The organism is Aquihabitans sp. G128, assembly GCF_019048865.1.
Lineage (GTDB): Bacteria > Actinomycetota > Acidimicrobiia > Acidimicrobiales > Iamiaceae > Aquihabitans.
Window position 1 is genome coordinate 3,863,721 of the sequence record NZ_CP077604.1, and the last position, 19,576, is coordinate 3,883,296.

At 70.6% G+C, this 19,576-nt stretch carries 29 protein-coding genes and 2 pseudogenes; 27 read left to right on the forward strand and 4 right to left on the reverse strand.

Annotation, left to right across the window (positions count from 1 at the left end; genetic code table 11):
- The first annotated feature begins 4 nt into the window (after positions 1-4).
- Genes KSP35_RS18485 through KSP35_RS18495 form a run of 3 tightly spaced genes read left to right on the forward strand, consistent with a single transcriptional unit; the run spans position 5 to position 2,146 of the window.
- Positions 5-673, forward strand: coding sequence for a hypothetical protein (locus tag KSP35_RS18485; RefSeq protein WP_216997252.1), 669 nt, complete (start codon positions 5-7; stop codon positions 671-673).
- A complete protein-coding gene (locus KSP35_RS18490) occupies positions 666-1,775 on the forward strand; it encodes an ATP-binding cassette domain-containing protein (protein ID WP_216997253.1) in 1,110 nt (369 codons plus the stop codon). The genes KSP35_RS18485 and KSP35_RS18490 overlap by 8 nt, the downstream gene beginning before the upstream one ends.
- Complete coding sequence (locus KSP35_RS18495; protein WP_217002327.1) at positions 1,676-2,146, forward strand: hypothetical protein; 471 nt, start codon at positions 1,676-1,678, stop codon at positions 2,144-2,146. The genes KSP35_RS18490 and KSP35_RS18495 overlap by 100 nt, the downstream gene beginning before the upstream one ends.
- Here KSP35_RS18495 and KSP35_RS18500 read toward each other — a convergent pair.
- From KSP35_RS18500 to KSP35_RS18505, 3 genes and pseudogenes are all read right to left on the reverse strand, one after another.
- The gene (locus KSP35_RS18500; protein ID WP_217002328.1) at positions 2,110-2,331 is read right to left on the reverse strand and encodes a hypothetical protein; all 222 of its coding nucleotides are present in this window, start codon (positions 2,329-2,331) and stop codon (positions 2,110-2,112) included. The two genes, KSP35_RS18495 and KSP35_RS18500, sit on opposite strands and share 37 nt — an antisense overlap.
- A 505-nt stretch (positions 2,332-2,836) precedes the next feature.
- Positions 2,837-3,397, reverse strand: a pseudogene (locus tag KSP35_RS26165) (ABC transporter ATP-binding protein); the annotation flags it as partial.
- Between the two features lie 14 nt (positions 3,398-3,411).
- A complete protein-coding gene (locus tag KSP35_RS18505; RefSeq protein WP_216997254.1) occupies positions 3,412-4,281 on the reverse strand; it encodes a hypothetical protein in 870 nt (289 codons plus the stop codon).
- A gap of 422 nt (positions 4,282-4,703) precedes the next feature.
- Here KSP35_RS18505 and rplC point away from each other — a divergent pair, with 422 nt between their 5' ends.
- The 23 genes and pseudogenes from rplC (at position 4,704) to map (ending at position 16,990) form a co-directional block, all read left to right on the forward strand.
- Complete coding sequence (gene rplC / locus KSP35_RS18510; protein WP_216997255.1) at positions 4,704-5,342, forward strand: 50S ribosomal protein L3; 639 nt, start codon at positions 4,704-4,706, stop codon at positions 5,340-5,342.
- A gap of 2 nt (positions 5,343-5,344) precedes the next feature.
- A complete protein-coding gene (rplD, locus tag KSP35_RS18515; RefSeq protein WP_216997256.1) occupies positions 5,345-5,980 on the forward strand; it encodes a 50S ribosomal protein L4 in 636 nt (211 codons plus the stop codon).
- Positions 5,977-6,270: a 50S ribosomal protein L23 gene (rplW, locus tag KSP35_RS18520; RefSeq protein ID WP_216997257.1), complete on the forward strand. Its 294-nt coding sequence runs from the start codon at positions 5,977-5,979 to the stop codon at positions 6,268-6,270. Before rplD ends, rplW begins: the two co-directional genes overlap by 4 nt.
- A gap of 5 nt (positions 6,271-6,275) precedes the next feature.
- Positions 6,276-7,112: a 50S ribosomal protein L2 gene (rplB, locus tag KSP35_RS18525; protein ID WP_216997258.1), complete on the forward strand. Its 837-nt coding sequence runs from the start codon at positions 6,276-6,278 to the stop codon at positions 7,110-7,112.
- Between the two features lie 15 nt (positions 7,113-7,127).
- Complete coding sequence (gene rpsS / locus KSP35_RS18530) at positions 7,128-7,412, forward strand: 30S ribosomal protein S19 (protein ID WP_216997259.1); 285 nt, start codon at positions 7,128-7,130, stop codon at positions 7,410-7,412.
- 59 nt (positions 7,413-7,471) lie between these two features.
- Positions 7,472-7,939 (forward strand): annotated as a pseudogene (rplV, locus tag KSP35_RS24770) (50S ribosomal protein L22); the annotation flags it as partial.
- 224 nt (positions 7,940-8,163) lie between these two features.
- Positions 8,164-9,081, forward strand: coding sequence for a 30S ribosomal protein S3 (rpsC, locus tag KSP35_RS18540; protein ID WP_216997261.1), 918 nt, complete (start codon positions 8,164-8,166; stop codon positions 9,079-9,081).
- Between the two features lie 2 nt (positions 9,082-9,083).
- Positions 9,084-9,500, forward strand: coding sequence for a 50S ribosomal protein L16 (gene rplP, locus KSP35_RS18545; RefSeq protein WP_216997262.1), 417 nt, complete (start codon positions 9,084-9,086; stop codon positions 9,498-9,500).
- Positions 9,500-9,730, forward strand: coding sequence for a 50S ribosomal protein L29 (rpmC, locus tag KSP35_RS18550; protein WP_216997263.1), 231 nt, complete (start codon positions 9,500-9,502; stop codon positions 9,728-9,730). Before rplP ends, rpmC begins: the two co-directional genes overlap by 1 nt.
- Positions 9,730-10,005, forward strand: a complete 276-nt coding sequence (gene rpsQ / locus KSP35_RS18555; protein ID WP_216997264.1) for a 30S ribosomal protein S17 — start codon at positions 9,730-9,732, stop codon at positions 10,003-10,005. The genes rpmC and rpsQ overlap by 1 nt, the downstream gene beginning before the upstream one ends.
- A gap of 82 nt (positions 10,006-10,087) precedes the next feature.
- A complete protein-coding gene (gene rplN, locus KSP35_RS18560) occupies positions 10,088-10,456 on the forward strand; it encodes a 50S ribosomal protein L14 (protein WP_216997265.1) in 369 nt (122 codons plus the stop codon).
- 2 nt (positions 10,457-10,458) lie between these two features.
- Complete coding sequence (rplX, locus tag KSP35_RS18565) at positions 10,459-10,776, forward strand: 50S ribosomal protein L24 (RefSeq protein WP_216997266.1); 318 nt, start codon at positions 10,459-10,461, stop codon at positions 10,774-10,776.
- The gene (rplE, locus tag KSP35_RS18570; RefSeq protein WP_371748622.1) at positions 10,773-11,360 is read left to right on the forward strand and encodes a 50S ribosomal protein L5; all 588 of its coding nucleotides are present in this window, start codon (positions 10,773-10,775) and stop codon (positions 11,358-11,360) included. Before rplX ends, rplE begins: the two co-directional genes overlap by 4 nt.
- Positions 11,360-11,545 carry a type Z 30S ribosomal protein S14 gene (locus tag KSP35_RS18575; protein ID WP_216997267.1) on the forward strand — a complete coding sequence of 62 codons (186 nt, stop codon included), beginning with the start codon at positions 11,360-11,362 and terminating at the stop codon, positions 11,543-11,545. Before rplE ends, KSP35_RS18575 begins: the two co-directional genes overlap by 1 nt.
- 4 nt (positions 11,546-11,549) lie before the next feature.
- Entirely contained in the window at positions 11,550-11,954 is a 405-nt protein-coding gene (gene rpsH, locus KSP35_RS18580) for a 30S ribosomal protein S8 (protein ID WP_216997268.1), read from the forward strand.
- A 7-nt stretch (positions 11,955-11,961) separates the two neighbouring features.
- Complete coding sequence (rplF, locus tag KSP35_RS18585; RefSeq protein WP_216997269.1) at positions 11,962-12,501, forward strand: 50S ribosomal protein L6; 540 nt, start codon at positions 11,962-11,964, stop codon at positions 12,499-12,501.
- An 8-nt stretch (positions 12,502-12,509) separates the two neighbouring features.
- Positions 12,510-12,872: a 50S ribosomal protein L18 gene (gene rplR, locus KSP35_RS18590; RefSeq protein WP_216997270.1), complete on the forward strand. Its 363-nt coding sequence runs from the start codon at positions 12,510-12,512 to the stop codon at positions 12,870-12,872.
- Positions 12,872-13,438, forward strand: coding sequence for a 30S ribosomal protein S5 (gene rpsE, locus KSP35_RS18595; RefSeq protein WP_216997271.1), 567 nt, complete (start codon positions 12,872-12,874; stop codon positions 13,436-13,438). The genes rplR and rpsE overlap by 1 nt, the downstream gene beginning before the upstream one ends.
- Positions 13,439-13,440: 2 nt before the next feature.
- Positions 13,441-13,629: a 50S ribosomal protein L30 gene (gene rpmD, locus KSP35_RS18600; RefSeq protein WP_216997272.1), complete on the forward strand. Its 189-nt coding sequence runs from the start codon at positions 13,441-13,443 to the stop codon at positions 13,627-13,629.
- Positions 13,626-14,114 (forward strand): 50S ribosomal protein L15, encoded by a 489-nt coding sequence (rplO, locus tag KSP35_RS18605; RefSeq protein WP_216997273.1) that lies wholly within the window; start codon positions 13,626-13,628, stop codon positions 14,112-14,114. Before rpmD ends, rplO begins: the two co-directional genes overlap by 4 nt.
- A 46-nt stretch (positions 14,115-14,160) precedes the next feature.
- Complete coding sequence (gene secY / locus KSP35_RS18610; RefSeq protein ID WP_254126847.1) at positions 14,161-15,549, forward strand: preprotein translocase subunit SecY; 1,389 nt, start codon at positions 14,161-14,163, stop codon at positions 15,547-15,549.
- A gap of 5 nt (positions 15,550-15,554) precedes the next feature.
- Positions 15,555-16,217, forward strand: a complete 663-nt coding sequence (locus KSP35_RS18615) for an adenylate kinase (protein WP_216997274.1) — start codon at positions 15,555-15,557, stop codon at positions 16,215-16,217.
- Between the two features lie 2 nt (positions 16,218-16,219).
- Positions 16,220-16,990: a type I methionyl aminopeptidase gene (gene map, locus KSP35_RS18620; protein ID WP_216997275.1), complete on the forward strand. Its 771-nt coding sequence runs from the start codon at positions 16,220-16,222 to the stop codon at positions 16,988-16,990.
- Positions 16,991-17,021: 31 nt separating this feature from the next.
- On the opposite strand, the gene KSP35_RS18625 is transcribed toward map, so the two are convergent.
- On the reverse strand, positions 17,022-17,597 hold the full coding sequence (locus KSP35_RS18625) for a TetR/AcrR family transcriptional regulator (protein ID WP_216997276.1): 576 nt from the start codon (positions 17,595-17,597) through the stop codon (positions 17,022-17,024).
- A 150-nt stretch (positions 17,598-17,747) separates the two neighbouring features.
- Here KSP35_RS18625 and KSP35_RS18630 point away from each other — a divergent pair, with 150 nt between their 5' ends.
- Positions 17,748-19,427, forward strand: a complete 1,680-nt coding sequence (locus tag KSP35_RS18630; RefSeq protein WP_254126848.1) for an MFS transporter — start codon at positions 17,748-17,750, stop codon at positions 19,425-19,427.
- The last annotated feature ends 149 nt before the right edge of the window (positions 19,428-19,576 follow it).

The window sequence follows — 19,576 nt, forward strand, 5'->3', positions numbered from 1 at the left end:
CCGGATGGCGTCCCCCAACCTCGGACGGAGGATCGACCGCCGGTTCCTCGTGGCTGCGCTGCTGCTCGCGCTGCTCGGGGCGGTGGCGCTCGGCCTGGCGACGAAGGGCCCCGACCGGGCGACGTCGCGGGAGCTGGCCGAGGGGACGCCCGGCTACAGCGATGCGACGGCGCCTGCGAACACCGCGCCGTTCAAGCTGGGCGCGCCCAAGAACGCCGGCGGCCCCACCACCCTGCTGCTGCCGGAGGACCTCGACACCGAGAGCACCGTCGAGACGACGACCACCCCGCCGACCACCGAGCCGGCCGCCCCGCCGGTCGTGCTGCCGGAGCTGGGCGCGGTCACCGACCTGTGCGGGTTCGAGGCGAACCTGGCCCCGTTCCTGAACCTGGCCGAGGTGGCGCCTTCGAAGGTCCAGCCGCTGGTGGACCGCCTCGTCGACCTGGTCGGACGCTACGCGCAGGTCGCTCCCGGAGACCTGCGCGCCACCCTGCTGGCGATCCAGGGGGACATCGGATCCGTGCGGGACGTGCTGGCCGCGAACGGCTGGGATCCCACCTCCGCGGCGTACGCGCAGAAGGTCGCCGACATCGCCGCGTCGGTCGGTGACCCACAGGCCCTGCCTGCCCTCCTCGATCGAACGGTGGAGCGGGAGCACTCGCTCTGTGGATGAGCTCGAACCGGAGTCGATGACGGGGCCGGGCCCCGAGCCCGGTCCGGTGGTGGAGGTCCGCGGCGTCGCCAAGCGCTACGCACGCGACCTGCACCGCAGCCGGCGCAACGGGCTGGCGTCGATCCTCGGCGAGGTGCGGGGCGGGGCCCCGCCCTCATCGGACCTGCGCGAGAGCGAGTTCTGGGCCCTGCACGGCATCGACCTGGCCATCGAGCCCGGGGCGGCCTTCGGCCTGCTCGGTCGGAACGGCGCCGGCAAGTCGACGCTGCTGCGCCTCGTGTCGGGCATCTCCCGCCCGACCCTCGGTGAGATCCGGCGGCGGGGGAGCGTGGCGTCGCTCCTCGACGTCAGCGCCGGCTTCGACCCGCTGCTGACCGGGGTCGAGAACGTCGACGTCGCGTTCGCGCTGATGAGCGGCGCGCCGCCGAGCCGGGCGCTGGTGGAGCAGGTCATCGAGTTCTCCGGCATCGGCGACGCCGCCCGGCACCCGGTCCGCACGTTCAGCCAGGGCATGCGCATGCGGCTGGGCTTCTCCGTGGCGGTGCACGTCGATCCCGACGTCTTGATCATCGACGAAGCCATCTCGGTGGGCGACGCCAACTTCCAGCTGCAGTGCACCGAGCACCTGCGGTCCTTCCGGCGAGCGGGCGGGACGCTGCTCTTCACCACCCACAGCACGCTCCTGTTCCAACTCCTGGCCTCGACCGGCATGCACCTCGTCGAAGGGCGGGTCTGCTGCACCGGCAAGCCCGAGGACGTGGCGAGCCACTACCTGGAGGAGATCCGCCGCCACTCGAAGGACGGCATCAACCCGGGTCCCGGCATCCTCGACCGGGAGCGGATCACCCACCGCGCCCGGGGCGAGGCCGCCGCGGTCGGCCACGAGCTGCCGGACGACGAGCCCGAGGAGGACTTCACGCCGCTCCCGGGACGGCCGGTGGCCTTCGAGCGCGTGTCGGTCCAGCAGCCCGACGGCTCGCGCGCCCGCACGGGGAGGACCTCGTGCTCCGCTTCGACCTGCGCAGCTCCGAGCCGCAGACCCTGGAGATCGGGTTCACGTTCTGGACGGCCGACCTCTCGATCTGCGTCGCCGCCGACCTGAGCGACGGAGCGCGAGACCACCGGCCCGGCGTGGGCACCTACCGCGTCGGAGCCGAGCGGTTCTCGATCTCCTGCGACGTCGCCGAGTTGCCCCTCCGACCGGGCCGGTACGCCGTTCGTGCCGCCGCGCACGACAGCGCCACGGGGGACATCCTCGGCCTGCACGGCTTCGAGGACACCCCGACCTGGTTCGACGTGGTCGACGAGGCCGAGGGCGCGGGCGAGGCGGGGGATGAGGCCGGCAGCGGCGCAGGTCCGGTGGCCGGGAGCGGCGCAGGCACGAGGACGAGCCCGCTGCGGACCATCCGCGGCGCCACGATCGAGCTCGAGGCCGGCTACTCGGACGAGGCCGAGCGCTCGATCGGCCGGTAGCGGGTGGTGAGGGTCGACAGGGCGAGCGCCCCCTCCATCTGCGCCAGCACGTCGATCCGCGAGTTCCGGGAGACGACCTCGACGGTGGACGGGGCGTCGCTCCAGCCGATCTCGGCGCCGGTCTCGGCGTCGAAGAGGTGGAACGACAGGTGGAAGGTGCCCGGCAGGAGCGGCAGGGCCGGCACCGTGCACCGGAGGATGGTCGGCTCGGCCGGGAGGTCCAGCTCGTCGTGCGGGCCGGCGCCCTCGACGCGCGAGGCAGACCTGCTGGTTCTCGGTGAGCACGTCGAGGTGCCAGGTGACCGCCCCGGCGGTCGGCCGGGCACCGATCGCCACCTCGACGGTGGTGGCGCTGCCGTTGCGCGGCGGCTCGCCGTCGGGACCGGTGCAGGACCCGATGACCACGTCGATGGGGCTCTCGACGGCCTGGTCGGCGTTCTCCGCCACGCGTGGGGTCCAGGTGGGACCGCGACGGGTCTTGCGGAGCAGGAGCGAGATCGCGTGGTTCGGTGCCGTGTCGGCCTCGATCCGACCCTCGTCGAGCACGATGCATCGATCGCAGAGCGCCTGGACCATCCAGAGGTCGTGCGACACGAGCACGAGCGAGCCGCCGTCGCGCAGGTGGGTGCGGACGTGGTCGAGGCACTTCCGCTGGAACGCGATGTCGCCCACGGCGATCACCTCGTCGACGATGAGGAGCTGCGGAGCGAGGTGGGCGGCGATCGCGTAGGCGATGCGGAGCTGCATGCCGTTGCTGTAGGTCCAGACCGGGGCGCCGAGGTAGTCGCCCAGCTCGGAGAAGTCGGCGGCGCGTGCCACGAGCTCGGGGAGGTCGCGCCGGCGCACGCCGTTGATGGCGCCGACAGCCTCGATGTTCTCCCGGCCCGAGAGGATCCGGTCGAACGGCGCCCCCAGGTCGAGGATCGCGGCGTGCGATCCCCGGATGGTGATCGAGCCCGTGTCCGGCCGGGTGAGGCCGTTCAGCAGCCGGAGCAGCGTCGACTTCCCGGCGCCGTTGTGGCCGATCACCCCGAGCGCCTCGCCGGGCGCCACGTCGAAGTCGACGTCGCGGAGGGCCCAGAACTCCCCGGGGCGGAGCGACGCCCGGGGCCGCGTGCCGCCGAACTCCCGGAGGATGTTGCTCGTGCCGTACCGGCGGGCGACCACGAGGTCGCGGGCGTAGCGCTTGCCGAGGTCTCGGACCGAGAGCGTCGGGGCCACCGACGGGTCGGTCGACGGGGCGGGCGCCATCGGCGAGGGGTGGGTCACGCCCAGCTGTGGAATCGGGCGCCGTCGCGATCGAGGTGCAGGAACGCGCCGTAGGTGATGCGCGGCCGCCCCGGTCCGATGTCCTCGACCCGGTGGTAGCGGACGCCGCCGGTGAACGCGATCAGGTCGCCCGGGCCCGGGTCGAAGGTCGCGTGCCGCAGCTCCAGGAAGAGCGCCGCCCGCTCCTCCTCGCCGTAGGACTCGAAGTCGGCCGGCCGCCCGGCGTGGGTGAGGTCGTACAACGTGAGGGTCCCGCCCGAGTCGGGGCGCTGCAGCACCATGAACCAGCTCGTCCAGCCGCGGACCTCGTTGATCCCGAGCAGGTGACCCAGCGCGCCGGCCTCGTTCTGCTCGACGAACTCGTTGCCCACGTGCGGGTACAGCCCGCCCTGGCCCGGCAGGTACCAGCGGAGGTTGCCGGGGTTGTAGGCCCGGCCGTCCTCGGTGGGGGGCACCACCTTGCGGCCGCCTGCCATGGGCTCCAGCACCGAGGCCACCCGCTCGTGGGGGTCGAAGCCGAAGGCGGTGCGGTAGAGCTCGCGCGCCCGCTCGGTGGAGTCGTAGTAGGGGGTGCGGTCCGTCTCGCCCTGGCCGAGCCGGAGCAGCGGCATGCCCAGCACGTGGCCCATGAACTCGTCCGAGCGCTGCTCGTGGAGCTCCTCGAACCCGGAGAGCGCCCGATCCACCTCTCCGGGCGACAGCACGCCGCGCAGCAGGACGGCATCGACCTCGACGTCGGCCAGGCGGAGGAGCAGGTCCGGGTGCTGGGCGGTGTCCGCTGCGGCGATGTCGACGACGCGGAACTCGACCGGCTCCGCCGGACGGCGGCCGCGCAGGCGCTTGGTGACGTCACGGAAGCGGGGCACAGGGGCAAGCTAACCGCTTCGATCGGCGGGCCGCACCGCCCGGGACGCTGCGACGCCGGGCCTCGAACGGCGCCCGGGCGCCCGGCGGCGGCGCCCGCGGGCGCCCGACGGCGCTCGTCGTCACCGTCGCCCGGCCCGTGCGCCGGGCGCCCACCGGCCGGCGGCCGCAGGTCGCGGCGGCCCGCTCGCGCTCGCCGGCGAGTTGGCGTTCCACCCCCCGACGCCGTAGAGTTTCCAACTCGTTGCCCTCTGGCGTTCGCGTCCGGGGGTGAGCGTTTGGAATCTCTGTGAAACCGACGTCCGTGTCGGCCTGGTCCGCCAGGAACCCCACGGCACAACCGAACAGGCGCTCCGCCGGGTCTTCCCGAGCGGAGCGTCCGCGTGAACGGGCCCCGTTCCTCCGCGACCAGGAAGACGCATCGATGGCAACCAAAGCAATCGTCGGCCAGAAGGTCGGCATGACGCAGATCTGGGACGACCAGAACCGGATGATCCCGGTCACGGTCCTCCAGGTCGAGCCGCTCCGGATCGTCCAGATCCGCACCCCCGAGAAGGACGGCTACTCCGCCCTGCAGGTGACCTTCGGCCACAAGAAGGCCTCGAAGCTCACCAAGCCCGTCGCCGGGCAGTACGAGAAGGCCGGCGTCGACCCCGGCGTCCGCCTCGTCGAGCTCCGCCTCGACGACGTGTCGGCCTACGAGGTCGGCCAGGAGATCAGCGTGGCCGAGCTGGCCGACGGCGATCTCATCGACGTCACCGCCGTCAGCAAGGGCAAGGGCTTCGCCGGCGTCATGAAGCGCCACGGCTTCGCCGGCCAGCGCGCCAGCCACGGTGCCCACCGCGTGCACCGTGCGCCGGGCGCCATCGGCCAGTGCGCCACCCCCGGCCGCGTGTTCCGCGGCCAGAAGATGGCCGGGCGCATGGGTGGCGAGAAGGTCACCACGCTGAACCTCACCGTCGTGTCCTCCGACTCCGAGCGCAACCTCCTGCTCGTCAAGGGCGCCGTCCCCGGCCCCAAGGGCGGGCTGGTGCTCATCCGCAACGCCGTGAAGGGGAACTGACCATGGTCGACGTCCTCAGCGCCGCAGGCAAGAAGGCCGGTTCCGTCGAGCTCGACGAAGCGGTGTTCGGCCTCGAGCCCAACGTCTCGGTGATGGCCCAGGTCGTCACCGCCCAGCTGGCCGCCCGTCGCGCCGGCACCCAGTCCACCAAGACCCGCTCCGAGACCCGGGGCGGCGGCGCCAAGCCGTGGGCCCAGAAGGGCACGGGCCGCGCCCGTGCCGGCTCCAGCCGGTCGCCGATCTGGCGTGGCGGCGGCGTGGCCCTCGGCCCGAAGCCCCGCAAGTACGTCCAGAAGACCCCCAAGAAGATGGTGCGCCTCGCCCTGCGCTCGGCCCTGTCCGACCGGGCGGCCGACGGCAAGGTCCTCGTGGTCGACGCCTGGGGCTGGGACGCTCCCAGCACCAAGGCGGCCCGCCAGGCCCTCGAGGCGCTCGGCGCCACCGGCCGGGTCCTCGTGGTCCTCAGCCGCGACGACGCCGTGGCGGCCCGCTCCTTCCGCAACCTCCCCGAGGTCCACGTGATCTCGGTGGGCGAGCTGAACGCCTACGACGTGCTCGTCAACGACGTCGTGGTCTTCACCCAAGCCACCCTGCCCACGTCGGCTCCGGCCGCTTCCACCGAGGAGGAGGGCAAGTGAAGGACCCCCGCGACGTCATCATCGCCCCCATCGTGTCGGAGAAGAGCTACCAGCTCATCGAGGGCAACGTGTACACGTTCCTCGTCCACCCCGACGCCGCCAAGCCCGAGATCCGCAGCGCCATCGAGGAGATCTTCTCGGTGAAGGTCACCAAGGTGAACACGCTGAACCGCAAGGGCAAGTCCACCCGGAACCGCAAGACCGGCAAGCTCGGCAGCCGCCCCGACCGCAAGCGTGCGATCGTCACGCTCGCCGAGGGCGACTCGATCGACCTCTTCAAGGAGGCCTGAGCACCATGGCCCTTCGCAAGCGCAAGCCCACCAGCCCCGGCCGTCGGTTCCAGACCGTCTCCGACTTCGCCGAGATCACCAAGACCAAGCCCGAGAAGTCGCTGCTCGTCTACAAGACGAACACCGGCGGCCGGAACTCCTACGGCCGCAAGACCGCTCGCCACAAGGGCGGCGGCCACAAGCAGCAGTACCGCCTGGTCGACTTCCGTCGCACCAAGGACGGCGTGCCGGCCAAGGTCGCGGCCATCGAGTACGACCCCAACCGCAACTGCCGCATCGCCCTGCTCCACTACCTCGACGGCGAGAAGCGCTACATCCTCGCCCCGCGGAACGTGAAGGTCGGCGATCGCCTCCAGAGCGGCCAGGGCGCCGAGATCCGTCCCGGCAACGCCCTGCCCATGCGCTACATCCCCGTGGGCACGGTCATCCACAACGTCGAGCTCAAGCCGGGCGGCGGCGCCAAGATGGCCCGCGCCGCCGGCGTGAGCGTCCAGCTCGTGGCCAAGGAGGGCGACTACGCCACCCTGCGGCTGCCGAGCACCGAGATGCGCCGCGTGCCGATCGACTGCCGGGCCACCGTCGGTGAGGTCGGCAACGCCGAGGCCGAGCTGATCAAGATCGGCAAGGCCGGCCGCAACCGCTGGAAGGGCGTCCGCCCCCAGACCCGTGGCGTGGCCATGAACCCCGTCGACCACCCCCACGGTGGTGGCGAGGGCAAGACCTCCGGTGGTCGCCACCCCGTGTCGCCTTGGGGCAAGGCCGAAGGCCGCACCCGAGACAAGACCAAGCCGTCCCAGAAGCTGATCGTCCGTCGTCGCCGCACCCGCGGCTCGCGACGGTAAGGCAGGAGAGCCGAGATGCCCCGTTCCCTCAAGAAGGGCCCGTTCGTCGACGACCACCTGCTCAAGAAGGTCGACGCACTGAACACCGCCAGCGAGAAGAAGGTCATCAAGACCTGGTCCCGCCGGTCCACCATCATCCCCGACATGGTCGGGCACACCATCGCCGTGCACGACGGCCGCAAGCACGTTCCGGTCTACGTGACCGAGAGCATGGTCGGCCACAAGCTCGGCGAGTTCGCTCCCACCCGGACGTTCAAGTTCCACGCCGGCCAAGAGCGCAACACGAAGGGTCGTCGCTGACCATGGCACAGAGTGGCACCAAGATCGCTGCCGTCCGCGAAACGCGGAAGGGTGCGACCATCTACAAGACCAACGAGCGCCCCGGCACCCGTGCCGAGGTCCGCTACGTCCGGGTCTCGGCCTACAAGGCCCGTGAGGTCCTCGACCTCGTCCGCGGCAAGCACGTGAACGAGGCGGACGAGATCCTCCAGTTCACCGAGCGCGACATCTCCAACGTCATCCGCAAGGGCCTCGCCTCCGCGGTGGCCAACGCCACCAACAACGACGGCCAGGACCCCGAGGCGCTCTTCGTCTCGGCCTGCTTCGCCGACGAGGGCCCCACGCTCAAGCGCTGGCGCCCCCGTGCCCGGGGCCGCGCCACCCGCATCCGCAAGCGCACCTGCCACATCACGATCATCGTGAGCCGGCTGCCCGAGGCCCAGCTCAAGCTGCGCCTCGAGCGCGAGGCCGCCAGCGGCCGCGCCGGTGCCGGCGCTGCCGGTCGGGCCTCCCGCCGGGCCCGCGTGGCCGAGAGCAAGCGGGCCGCCAAGGCCGAGGCTGCGCACGATCACGATCACGATCACGATCACGACCACGAGCACGAGGACCCGGCCGTCGAGGCCGAGGTCGTCGAGACCACCGAGGCCGTCGAGGCCGAGGTGGAGGCGCCCGAGGTCGAGGCCGAGGCCACCGAGGAGGCGCCGGTCGAGGAGACCGACGCCGCCGAGGGCGCCGACGACGCCACCGAGACCGACGAGAAGGACGAGAAGTAATGGGCCAGAAGGTCAACCCCTACGGCTTCCGCCTGGGCATCACCACCGACTGGAAGTCGCGCTGGTTCGCCGACCGCAAGGCCTACGGCGAGTACATCATCGAGGACTGGAAGATCCGGGACCTGCTGATGAGCTCGCTGCCCCACGCGGCCATCAGCCGCGTCGAGGTCGAGCGCACCCGTGACCGCCTCCGGGTCGACGTGCACACCGCCCGTCCCGGCATCGTCATCGGCCGCCGTGGCTCCGAGGCCGACCGCCTCCGCAGCCGGCTCACCGAGATCACCGGCAACAACAAGGTCCAGCTCAACATCCAGGAGATCAAGCAGCCGGAGCTCGACGCGGCGCTGATCGCCCAGGGCGTGGCCGACCAGCTCGCCGGCCGGGTGGCGTTCCGCCGGGCCATGAAGCGGGCCGTGCAGAACGCGCAGAAGGCCGGCGCCCTCGGCATCCGGGTCCAGTGCTCGGGTCGCCTCGGCGGCTCCGAGATGTCCCGCACCGAGTGGTACCGCGAGGGTCGGGTGCCGCTGCACACGCTCCGCGCCGACATCGACTACGGCTTCCGCGAGGCCAAGACCACCGCCGGCCGCATCGGCGTGAAGGTCTGGATCTACAAGGGCGACATCCTGCCGTACAAGGCCAGCGTCGAGGACAAGATCTCCCGTGAGGCCGCCATGGCCGTCGGCGAGACCTCCGGCGATGCCATCCCGGCCAAGGTCGTCTCGTCCAGCCGCCGCCGCAGCGAGGCCACCCCTGTCGACCAGGCGGCCGTCGCGGCCGATCCGGCCGAAGAGGTCAAGCCCCTGGTCCCGGAGGCCGACCCCGAGATCGAGAAGCTCCTCGAAGAAGAGGAAGCGATCGAGCGCTCGGTGCGCGACCACCAGGAGACCCCCCACTTCCGTCCCGGGGAGAGTGACTGATCATGTTGATGCCCCGCAAGGTCAAGCACCGCAAGCAGCACCGCGGTCGCCTCACCGGAGCCGCCAAGGGCGGCACCCGGGTCACCCAGGGTGACTACGGGATCCAGGCCCTCGAGCCCGGGTGGGTCACCGCCCGCCAGATCGAGGCCGCTCGTATCGCCATGACCCGCCACATCAAGCGTGGTGGCAAGGTCTGGATCAACGTCTTCCCCGACAAGCCCGTCACCGAGAAGCCCGCCGAGACCCGCATGGGCTCCGGCAAGGGCAACCCGGAGCGCTGGGTCGCCGTCGTGAAGCCCGGCCGGGTGCTCTTCGAGCTCACCTACGCCGACCCCGTCGTGGCCAAGGAGGCCATCGACCGGGCGATCCAGAAGCTGCCGATCAAGGCCAAGTTCGTGACCCGGCAGGAGGGGCTCTGATGGCGAAGGCCACCACCACCGCATCCGACCTCGACACCGCTTCCATCGTGGAGCGCCTCGCCGAGGAGAAGGACCGCCTCTTCAAGCTGCGGCTCCAGAACGCCACCGGCACCCTGGAGAACACCGCCGGCCTGAAGAAGGCTCGCAAGGAGATCGCCCGCTACGAGACCGAGCTGCGGGCCCGGGAGATCGAGGCCGCCGAGGCGCTCGCCCTAGAGGAGAAGGCCTGATGGCTGAAGAGACCACTGAAACCCGGGAGAACGCCCGCAAGGTCCGCGAGGGCCTCGTGACGTCGTCTGGCATGGACAAGACCGCGGTCGTGACCGTGAGCACCCGCAAGCCGCACCCCCGGTACAAGAAGTCCATGGCCCGCAGCACCAAGCTCTACGTGCACGACGAGGAGAACACCCTCAACGTGGGCGATCGGGTGAAGGTCGGCGAGACCCGCCCGCTGTCGAAGCTGAAGCGCTGGCGCATCCTGGAGATCCTGGAGCGTGCCAAGTGAGCCGCAGGCGAACCGATGAGACGGCATCCCTGGATCTTCGGGCTGCGTCCACCACCGTGCGTGCACTCGAGGGGGTCGCCCGATGATCCAGCAAGAGAGCCGCCTTCGGGTGGCGGACAACTCCGGTGCCAAGGAAGTCCTGTGCATCAAGGTGCTCGGCGGCTCCCGCCGGCGCTACGCCTCCATCGGCGACATCTTCGTCGCCACGGTCAAGGACGCCATCCCCGGCGCCGGCGTGAAGAAGGGCGACGTCGTGAAGTGCGTCGTCGTCCGCACCAAGAAGGAGAAGCGGCGCCCGGACGGGTCCTACATCCGCTTCGACGAGAACGCTGCGGTCCTCATCAACGACCAGCAGCAGCCGCGTGGCACCCGCATCTTCGGCCCGGTTGGCCGTGAGCTGCGGGACAAGAAGTTCATGCGCATCGTGTCGCTGGCACCGGAGGTGCTCTGACCATGGCAGGTCTCAAGATCAAGAAGGGCGATCGCGTGATCGTCCTGTCCGGCAAGGACAAGGGCAAGGAGGGTGTCGTCCAGCGGGCGCTGCCCGCCGACCGCAAGGTCGTCGTCGAGGGCGTGAACACCGCCAAGCGCCACCAGAAGGCCCGCTCGGCCACCGAGGCCGGCGGCATCCTCGAGATCGACAAGCCCATCGACATCAGCAACGTCGCCCTGATCAGCCCCTCGGATGGCAAGGCCACCCGGGTCGGCTACAAGGTCGTCGACGGCAAGAAGATCCGGGTCTGCAAGCGGACCGGTGAGGAAATCAAGTGACCGACACCGCCACCACCACCGAGAAGTCGGTGCCTCGCCTCAAGGTGAAGTACGACTCCGAGATCCGTGACCAGCTCAAGGCCACCCTGGAGCTCGGCAACATCATGGAGGTCCCCCGCCTCGAGAAGATCGTGGTCAACATGGGTGTCGGCGATGCCGTCGCCCAGGCCTCGCTCCTCGAGCACGCGGTCACCGACCTCACCCTGATCACCGGGCAGAAGCCGCTGATCACCAAGGCCAAGAAGTCGATCGCCTCGTTCAAGCTCCGCGAGGGCAACGCCATCGGCGCCAAGGTCACGCTCCGCAACGACCGCATGTGGGAGTTCCTCGACCGGCTGATCGCCCTGGCGATCCCCCGCATCCGGGACTTCCGTGGCCTGCCGGCCAACAGCTTCGACGGTCGGGGCAACTACACGTTCGGTGTCACCGAGCAGCTGATCTTCCCGGAGATCGACTACGACAAGATCGATCGGACCCGTGGGATGGACATCACCATCGTCACCACGGCCCGTACCAACGCCGAGGGCAAGGCCCTGCTCGATGCCTTCGGCTTCCCGTTCAAGCGCGAAGGGCAGCAGAACTAATGGCCAAGAAGGCTCTGATCAACAAGGCCAACAAGAAGCCCAAGTTCAAGGTGCGGGGCTACACGCGCTGCCAGAAGTGCGGGCGACCGCACTCGGTGTACCGGAAGTTCCTCCTCTGCCGCATCTGCCTGCGGGACATGGTCCACGCAGGCGAGATCCCCGGCGTGACCAAGGCGAGTTGGTGACCACATGACCATGACCGATCCCATCGCTGACATGCTCACCCGCATCCGCAACGCCAACGTGGCGATGCACGACGAGGTGATCATGCCGTCCTCCAAGAAGAAGGAGGCCCTCGCGGCCATCCTGAAGAAGGAGGGCTACATCGAGGACTTCGCGGTTGCCGACAACGGCACCCGCCCGGGGAGCTCGCTCACCGTCACCATGAAGTACTCCCCCGAGCGGGCCCGGACCATCTCCGGCCTCCGCCGGGTGTCCAAGCCCGGCCTCCGGGTCTACTCGGCCGCCAACGAGGTCCCCCGCGTCCTCGGTGGGCTGGGTGTCGCCGTCGTCTCGACCAGCCAGGGCCTCATGACCGACCGCGAGGCGCGCAAGCGCCACGTGGGCGGCGAAGTCCTGTGCTTCGTCTGGTAGGAGCACCATGTCCCGCATCGGCAAGTCCCCGATCACCGTCCCCGGCGGCGTCGACGTCACGGTCAACGACCGCCACGTCACCGTCAAGGGCCCGAAGGGCACCCTCGAGCGCGAGCTCCCGGGCACCATCACGGTCCGCCAGGACGGCGACGAGCTCCTCGTGGAGCGCCCCGACGACGAGCGCCAGACCCGTGCCATGCACGGCCTGGTCCGCTCCCTCGTCAACAACATGGTCGTCGGCGTGACCGACGGCTTCACCAAGGAGCTCGAGATCATCGGCGTCGGCTACCGAGCCACGGCCAAGGGTGCTGACGCCCTCGACCTCGCCCTCGGCTTCAGCCACCCCGTCGTGGTGAACGCCCCCGCCGGCATCACCTTCGAGGTCCCCACGCCCAACCGCATCGCGGTGAAGGGCTCCGACAAGGAGCTCGTGGGCCAGGTCGCCGCCGACATCCGCAAGCTGCGCAAGCCCGAGCCGTACAAGGGCAAGGGCGTCCGCTACCTCGGTGAGCACGTGGTCCGCAAGGCCGGCAAGTCCGGGAAGTAGGAACGTCAATGTCTGATTCCGCGAAGAAGAACCGCGAAGCACGGATCCGCCGCCACCGCCGCGTCCGCAAGAAGGTCAAGGGCACCGCCGAGCGCCCGCGCCTGGCCGTGTTCCGCTCCAACAAGCACATCACCGCCCAGATCATCGACGACCGCGCCGGGCACACCCTGGCCGCGGCGTCGACCACCGAGCCCTCGGTCGAGGGTGCGGGCGGCAACGTCGACGCCGCCACCAAGGTGGGCGAGCTCCTGGCCTCTCGGGCCAAGGACGCCGGCGTCACCACCGTCGTGTTCGACCGCGGTGGCAACCTCTACCACGGCCGCATCGCGGCGCTCGCCGATGCTGCTCGCAAGGGTGGACTGGAGTTCTGATGGCCCCGAACAACAACAACGACGTGCAGCTGCGTGAGTCGCGCGTCATCAACATCAACCGCGTGGCCAAGGTGGTCAAGGGCGGCCGTCGGTTCTCCTTCACCGCCCTCGTGGTGATCGGCGACGGCGCCGGCCGGGTCGGCCTCGGCTACGGCAAGGCCAAGGAGGTGCCCCTCGCCATCCAGAAGGGCACCGAGGAGGCCCGCAAGAACCTCTTCTCCGTGGCCCTCGCCGGCTCCACCATCACCCACCCCACCACCGGGGTCATGGGCGCCGGTCGGGTCATGCTCAAGCCCGCCGCCCCCGGCACCGGCGTGATCGCCGGTGGCGCCGCCCGCGCCATCCTCGAAGAGGCCGGCATCCACGACGTGCTCTGCAAGTCGCTCGGCTCGGCCAACCACATCAACGTGGCCCGCGCCACCATCAACGGCCTCAAGGGCCTGAAGCGCCCCGACGAGATCGCCCGCCTGCGCGGCCTCTCGCCGGAGGAGTTCGTCCCCAAGGGCCTGCTCGATGCCTACAACGAGAGCCAGCGCGGCCCGCTGGTCGTCGACGAGGTGAAGTGAACATGGCCGACCTGAAGGTCACCCAGACCCGTTCCACGATCGGCTCCAAGCCCAAGCAGCGCGGCACCATCCGTGCGCTCGGCCTCGGCCGCATCGGCAAGTCCAACACCCTCCCCGATCGCCCGGAGATCCGCGGCATGATCGCTCGGGTGCCCCACCTCGTCTCCGTCGAAGAGGTTGCTGAGTCATGAAGGTCCACGACCTCAAGCCCGCTGAGGGCTCCAACAAGGCTGCGCGCCGCGTCGGTCGCGGCATCGGCGGCAAGGGCGGCAAGACCGCCGGCCGTGGCACCAAGGGCCAGAAGGCCCGCGGCTCCATCCCGGCCAGCTTCGAAGGCGGCCAGATGCCGCTGCACATGCGGATCCCGAAGCTCAAGGGCTTCACCAACCCGTTCCGCGTGGAGTACCAGGCCATCAACCTCGACACCCTCGAGGAGAGCGGCCTGGCCGAGGTCTCCCCGGAGACCCTCCTGGGCATCGGCCTGGTCGGCAAGGACTCCCTGGTCAAGGTGCTGGGCCGGGGCGAGCTGTCCCGTGCCGTCACCGTGAAGGCCCACGCCTTCTCGAAGTCGGCCGAAGCGGCCATCACCGCCGCGGGCGGTACGGTGGAACGCCTGCCCCTCCCGTGGGGAGAGCGTCGCCCGCCCGCCAAGGGCAACCAGTTCACCAACCGCTGATCCGGACGGCCATCGGCCGCTTCTCAACCGCCCTTCAGGAGCGAGAGTGTCGACCCTCCGCAACGTCCTCAAGATCCCGGAGCTCCGCAACAAGCTCCTGTTCACGCTCTTCATGGTGGCGGTGTATCGCTTCGGTGCCCACATCCCGGTGCCCGGCATCGACCTCGCGTCCATCAAGGACCTCGAGGCCCGTGCCGACCAGGGCGGCGTGCTCGACTTCCTCCGGACCTTCTCCGGCGGCGCCATCACGCAGTTCTCGATCTTCGCGCTCGGGATCATGCCGTACATCACGGCGTCGATCATCATGCAGATCCTGGCGGTGGTGATCCCCAAGCTCGAGCAGTGGCAGGAGCAGGGGGCGGTCGGCCAGCGCAAGATCACCCAGTGGACCCGGTACCTCGGCGTCGCCATCGCCCTCCTGCAGGGCACCGGCATCACCTACCTGTTCCACACCGGTGGCGGCGGCGGCTTCGGCTCGGCCGGCAACAGCACGGGCCTCGACCTGTTCGGCGACCACTACAACGCCGGGCGCTTCGCCCTGGTGGTGCTCACCCTCACCGCCGGCTTCTCGCTGCTCATGTGGTTCGGCGAGGTCGTCACCCAGCGCGGCGTCGGCAACGGCATGTCGATCCTGATCTTCGCCTCCGTCGTGAGCCGCCTCCCCGCCAACTTCGGCACGGTGAAGGCCGAGTCCGGCCTCTTCGCCATGGTGGCCATCGCCCTCATGTTCGTGGTGCTGCTGGTGGCCATCGTGTTCGTCGAGCAGGGCGTCCGCCGCATCCCGGTGCAGTTCGCCAAGCGCCAGGTCGGCCGCAAGATGTACGGCGGCCAGAGCACCTACATCCCGCTCAAGGTCAACGGGGCCGGCGTGATCTCGATCATCTTCGCCAGCTCGGTGCTCTACCTGCCGGTGATCGTGTCGCAGATCCTGCCGGTGGGCAGCCACACCGCCACCGACCCGAACTGGGCCTTCAACGTCCAGAAGTGGGTGAACAACCACCTGGTCCGCTCGACCTCGCCGTTCTACCTGACCTTCTACGGCATCCTGATCATCGCCTTCGCCTACTTCTACACGGCCATCCAGTTCGACCCGCACAAGCAGGCCGACCAGATCCGCAAGCAGGGCGGGTTCATCCCCGGCATCCGCCCCGGCTACCAGACCGAGCGCTACCTGGCCAAGATCCTCTCCCGGATCACGCTGCCCGGCGCCCTCTTCGTGGCCGGCATCGCCCTGATCCCCGCCTTCGCCATCGGCAAGAGCCTCGGTGACACCACCGGCGGCCAGCAGCTGGGCTTCTTCGGCATCTCCATCCTCATCGCCGTGGGCGTGGCCCTCGAGACGGTCAAGCAGATCGACGGCCAGCTGATGATGCGCAACTACGAGGGCTTCTTGAACACCAAGACCAAGCCCGCCGCCAAGGGCTCGTCGAAGTAACCGCGATGACCGACGGCATCCGCCTCGTCATGCTCGGCCGCCAGGGCGCGGGCAAGGGAACCCAAGCAGTCCGGTTGGCGCAGCACTTCGTCGTGCCGCACATCTCCACGGGCGACATGCTGCGCGCCGCGGTGGCCACCGGCACCGAGTTCGGCCTGAAGGCCAAGTCGGTCATGGACGGCGGAGGCCTGGTCTCCGACGAGATCATGGTCGGCATCGTCGACGAGCGGCTCAACGCCGACGACACCACGTCGCGGGGCTACATCCTCGACGGCTTCCCCCGGACCGAGGCCCAGGCCCTGGCGCTGGAGAAGATCACCGCCGATCGCCCGCTCGACATCGTCCTGAACCTCGAGGTGCCCGAGGACGTCGTCCTCGAGCGCATCACCAAGCGCCGGGTGTGCAAGACCTGCGGCCACATCTACTCCGTCGACGCCCCGCCCAAGAACGGCTGGCTCTGCGACATCGACGGTGGCGAGGTCGTGCAGCGCGAGGACGACACCGTCGAGGCGGTGCGCAAGCGCCTCGACCTGTACGCGGCCGAGACGCTGCCGCTCGTCGCCTTCTACGGCGACCGTGGCCTGCTGCGCGAGGTCGACGGGCTCGGCACCCCCGAGGCCGTCTTCGCCCGGCTGCTCGAAGCCGTGTCCACGCACCAGCAGGTCTGAGCGTGCTGTTCTCCCGCACCGCTGCGGTGCGGACCCCCGAGCAGATCGCCGTCATGCGCCGGGCGGGCCGCGTGGTGGCCGAGATGCACGACAAGATCCGCGCCGCCATCCGGCCCGGCGTCACCACCGGCGAGCTCGACCGCATCGGCCGCGAGGTGATCGCCTCGCGCGGCGCCACCTCGAACTTCCTCGGGTACTCGTCGCCGCCGTTCCCCGGCGTCATCTGCGCCTCGCCCAACGAGATGGTCGTGCACGGCATCCCGTCCGACGACCTCGTGCTCCACGAGGGCGACATCATCTCCATCGACTGCGGCGCCATCGTCGACGGCTGGCACGGCGACGCCGCCTTCACCGCCCCGGTGGGCACCGTCCGGCCCGAGCTGCTGAAGCTGATCGAGGTCACCGAGGCATCGCTGACGGCGGCGGTGGCGGCCATGGTCGCCGGCGCCCGCATCGGCGACATCGGCCACGCGGTGGAGACCACGGCCTACGCCGGCGGCATGAGCGTGGTCGAGGGCTACACCGGCCACGCCATCGGCCAGGCCATGCACGAGCCGCCCAACGTCCCCAACCAGGGCGACCCGGGCACCGGCGCCAAGCTGCGGGTGGGCAACGTGCTCGCCGTCGAGCCGATGCTGGTCCTGGGCGATCCGGAGACCGCGCTGCTCGACGACGACTGGAGCGTGGTCACCGCCTCGGGCGACTGGGCCGCCCACGCCGAGCACACCATCGCCATCACCGAGCACGGCCCCGAGATCCTCACCCTCCCCTGACGGGAGGTGCGGCCGGCGGGCGACCGCCGGCTCAGCGGTAGGTGGTGCGCAGGAAGGTGGTGCGGGCGTCGACGAACGCCGCGCTCGTCACCGGCGTGCCCGTGACCAGGCGGGCGAGCTGGGGGAAGGCCACCGGGAACATGACCTGGGCCACCCGGGACAGCACCACCTGGGCGGGGTCGAGCTCGGCGGGGATCTCGCCGGCGGCCTGGGCCTGGCGCACCCGCTCCACCAGCTCGAGGTAGAGCTCGCGCCGGCCGTCCTCCTCGGCGACCGCGCCCTCGGGGCCGGCCTCCAGGGCCTCCCACATCAGGAGGCGGACGTAGTCGGGGTCCTCGAGGTGCGTGCGCGCTGCTGCGGCCAGGCGGGCGCCGGTGGTGGGGGAGTCGTCGGCCGGGACCCCCTTGGGCTGGGCGAGCCGCTCGCGCAGGATCTCGCGGAACAGCCCGTCCTTCGAGCCGAAGTAGTAGTAGACGAGCTGCTTGTTGACCCCGGCGGCCTCGGCGATGGCGTCGACGCGGGCGCCGGCGATCCCCTTGGCGGAGAACTCGTGGCGGGCGGCCGCCAGCAGCTTGGCCCGGGTGGCCTCGGGATCTCGGGTGGCCATGGTGGCGGGTCTCCTCTGCTCGGCGCCGGGGCGGCCGGGCGGGTGGGGGCCGGAGGCCCAATCGTGGCCCACGGGCGGCCGGCCCGCGGAACGGTGTGGTTCAACCGGTTGGTTGATAGCTTGGCCGGGTCCGAGACGAGGGAGCAAGCCGTGGACGAGAAGACCCTGCACGAGCGCCGGTGGTGGACCCTGGCGGTGCTGTGCCTGTCGCTGATGGTCATCGGCGTCGACAACACCATCCTCAACGTGGCCCTGCCCAAGATCGTGGGCGACCTCGGGGCCAAGGGCTCCCAGCTGCAGTGGATGATCGACGCCTACACGATCGTGTTCGCCTCGCTGCTGCTCACCGCCGGGGCCCTGGGGGACCGGTTCGGGCGCAAGCGCATGCTGCACGGCGGCGTGATCGTGTTCGGCACCTGCTCGACCCTGGCGGCGTTCTCCGGCTCGGCCACCGGCCTCATCGGCGCCCGGGCCCTGATGGGCATCGGCGGCGCCGCCATCTTCCCGACCACCCTGTCGATCCTCACCAACACCTTCACCGATCCGGCCGAGCGGGCCAAGGCCATCGGCATCTGGGCCGGGGTCACCGGCCTGGGCGTGGCGCTCGGCCCGCTCGGCGGCGGCCTGCTGCTCGAGCACTTCTGGTGGGGCTCGGTCTTCCTGGTCAACGTGCCGCTGTGCCTCGCGGCGCTGGTGCTGGGCTGGTTCGTGATCCCCGACTCGAAGGACCCGTCCGAGGGCCGCCTCGACCCGCTCGGTTCGCTGCTGTCGATCGGCGCACTGTTCGGCATCCTCTTCGCCCTGATCGAGGGCCCGGACCAGGGCTGGCTGTCGGCCCCCGTGGTGGGCGCGTTCCTGGTGGGCGCGGCCCTGCTCGCCGCCTTCGCCTGGTGGGAGCTGCACTGCGAGCACCCCATGCTCGACCTGCACTTCTTCTCGAACCCCCGGTTCTCGGCGGCCTCGGCCACCATCACGCTCACCTACTTCGCCCTGTTCGGCTCCACCTTCCTGCTCACCCAGTACTTCCAGTTCGTGCTCGGGTACTCGCCGCTCAAGGCCGGGTTCATGACCGCTCCCGTGGCCGTCGGCCTCATGGTCGGCGGGCCCACCGCGCCGCGGCTCGTGCGGCGCTTCGGCACCAAGTACGTCGTCACCGGTGGCCTCACGCTGGTGGGCCTGTGCCTGCTGACCTACGCCTCCGACACGGCCATGTCGTCGCTGGCGATCGGCGGCGTGGTGCGGCTGCTCTTCGGCCTCGGGATCGGCCTGACCACCGCACCGGCCACGGAGTCGATCATGGGCTCGCTGCCCCGGGGGAAGGCGGGGGTGGGCTCGGCGGTCAACGACACCACCCGCCAGACCGGGGGCGCCCTGGGCGTTGCCGTGCTGGGCTCGATCTTCTCGGCGAACTACCGGTCGATCATCGACGGCCGGCTGGCCGGGGTGCCGCCGGCGGCGGCCGAGGCGGCCCGGGACTCCATCGGCAAGGCGGTGGGCGTGCTCGACAAGGTGCCCGCCGGCACCGCCCAGGTCATCCGGGGCGATGCCGACCACGCCTACCTCCAGAGCATGCACGTCGTGTACCCGATCGCGGCGGCCGCGGTGGCCCTGGCGGCGCTCATCACCCTCCGGTACCTGCCGGCCCGGGCGTCGGTGGCGGTCGACGACGTGGCCGACGACGCCGACGAGCGCACCGCCGAGGAGCTCTCGGCGGCGATCGGCCTGGAGGACGCCCTGCCCGACGTGCCCCACCAGGTCGACCCGGCGCCCGACGGCGGTGGGGACGGGCCCGGCCCGGAGCGCCCGGCCGTGCCGACGGGCTCCCGGTGACGCCGGTAGGCTCGTCGCCGGCGCCGTCGGCCCGGCGGAACCCCCCATCGAGTCCCTCGCGGGCGCCGGTCGGTGTGGTAGAGCGGCCAACTTGGATGCTCGGCGCAGAGGCGTTAGCATCTTCCTTCGGCCCTGACAGCCGTCGCGTC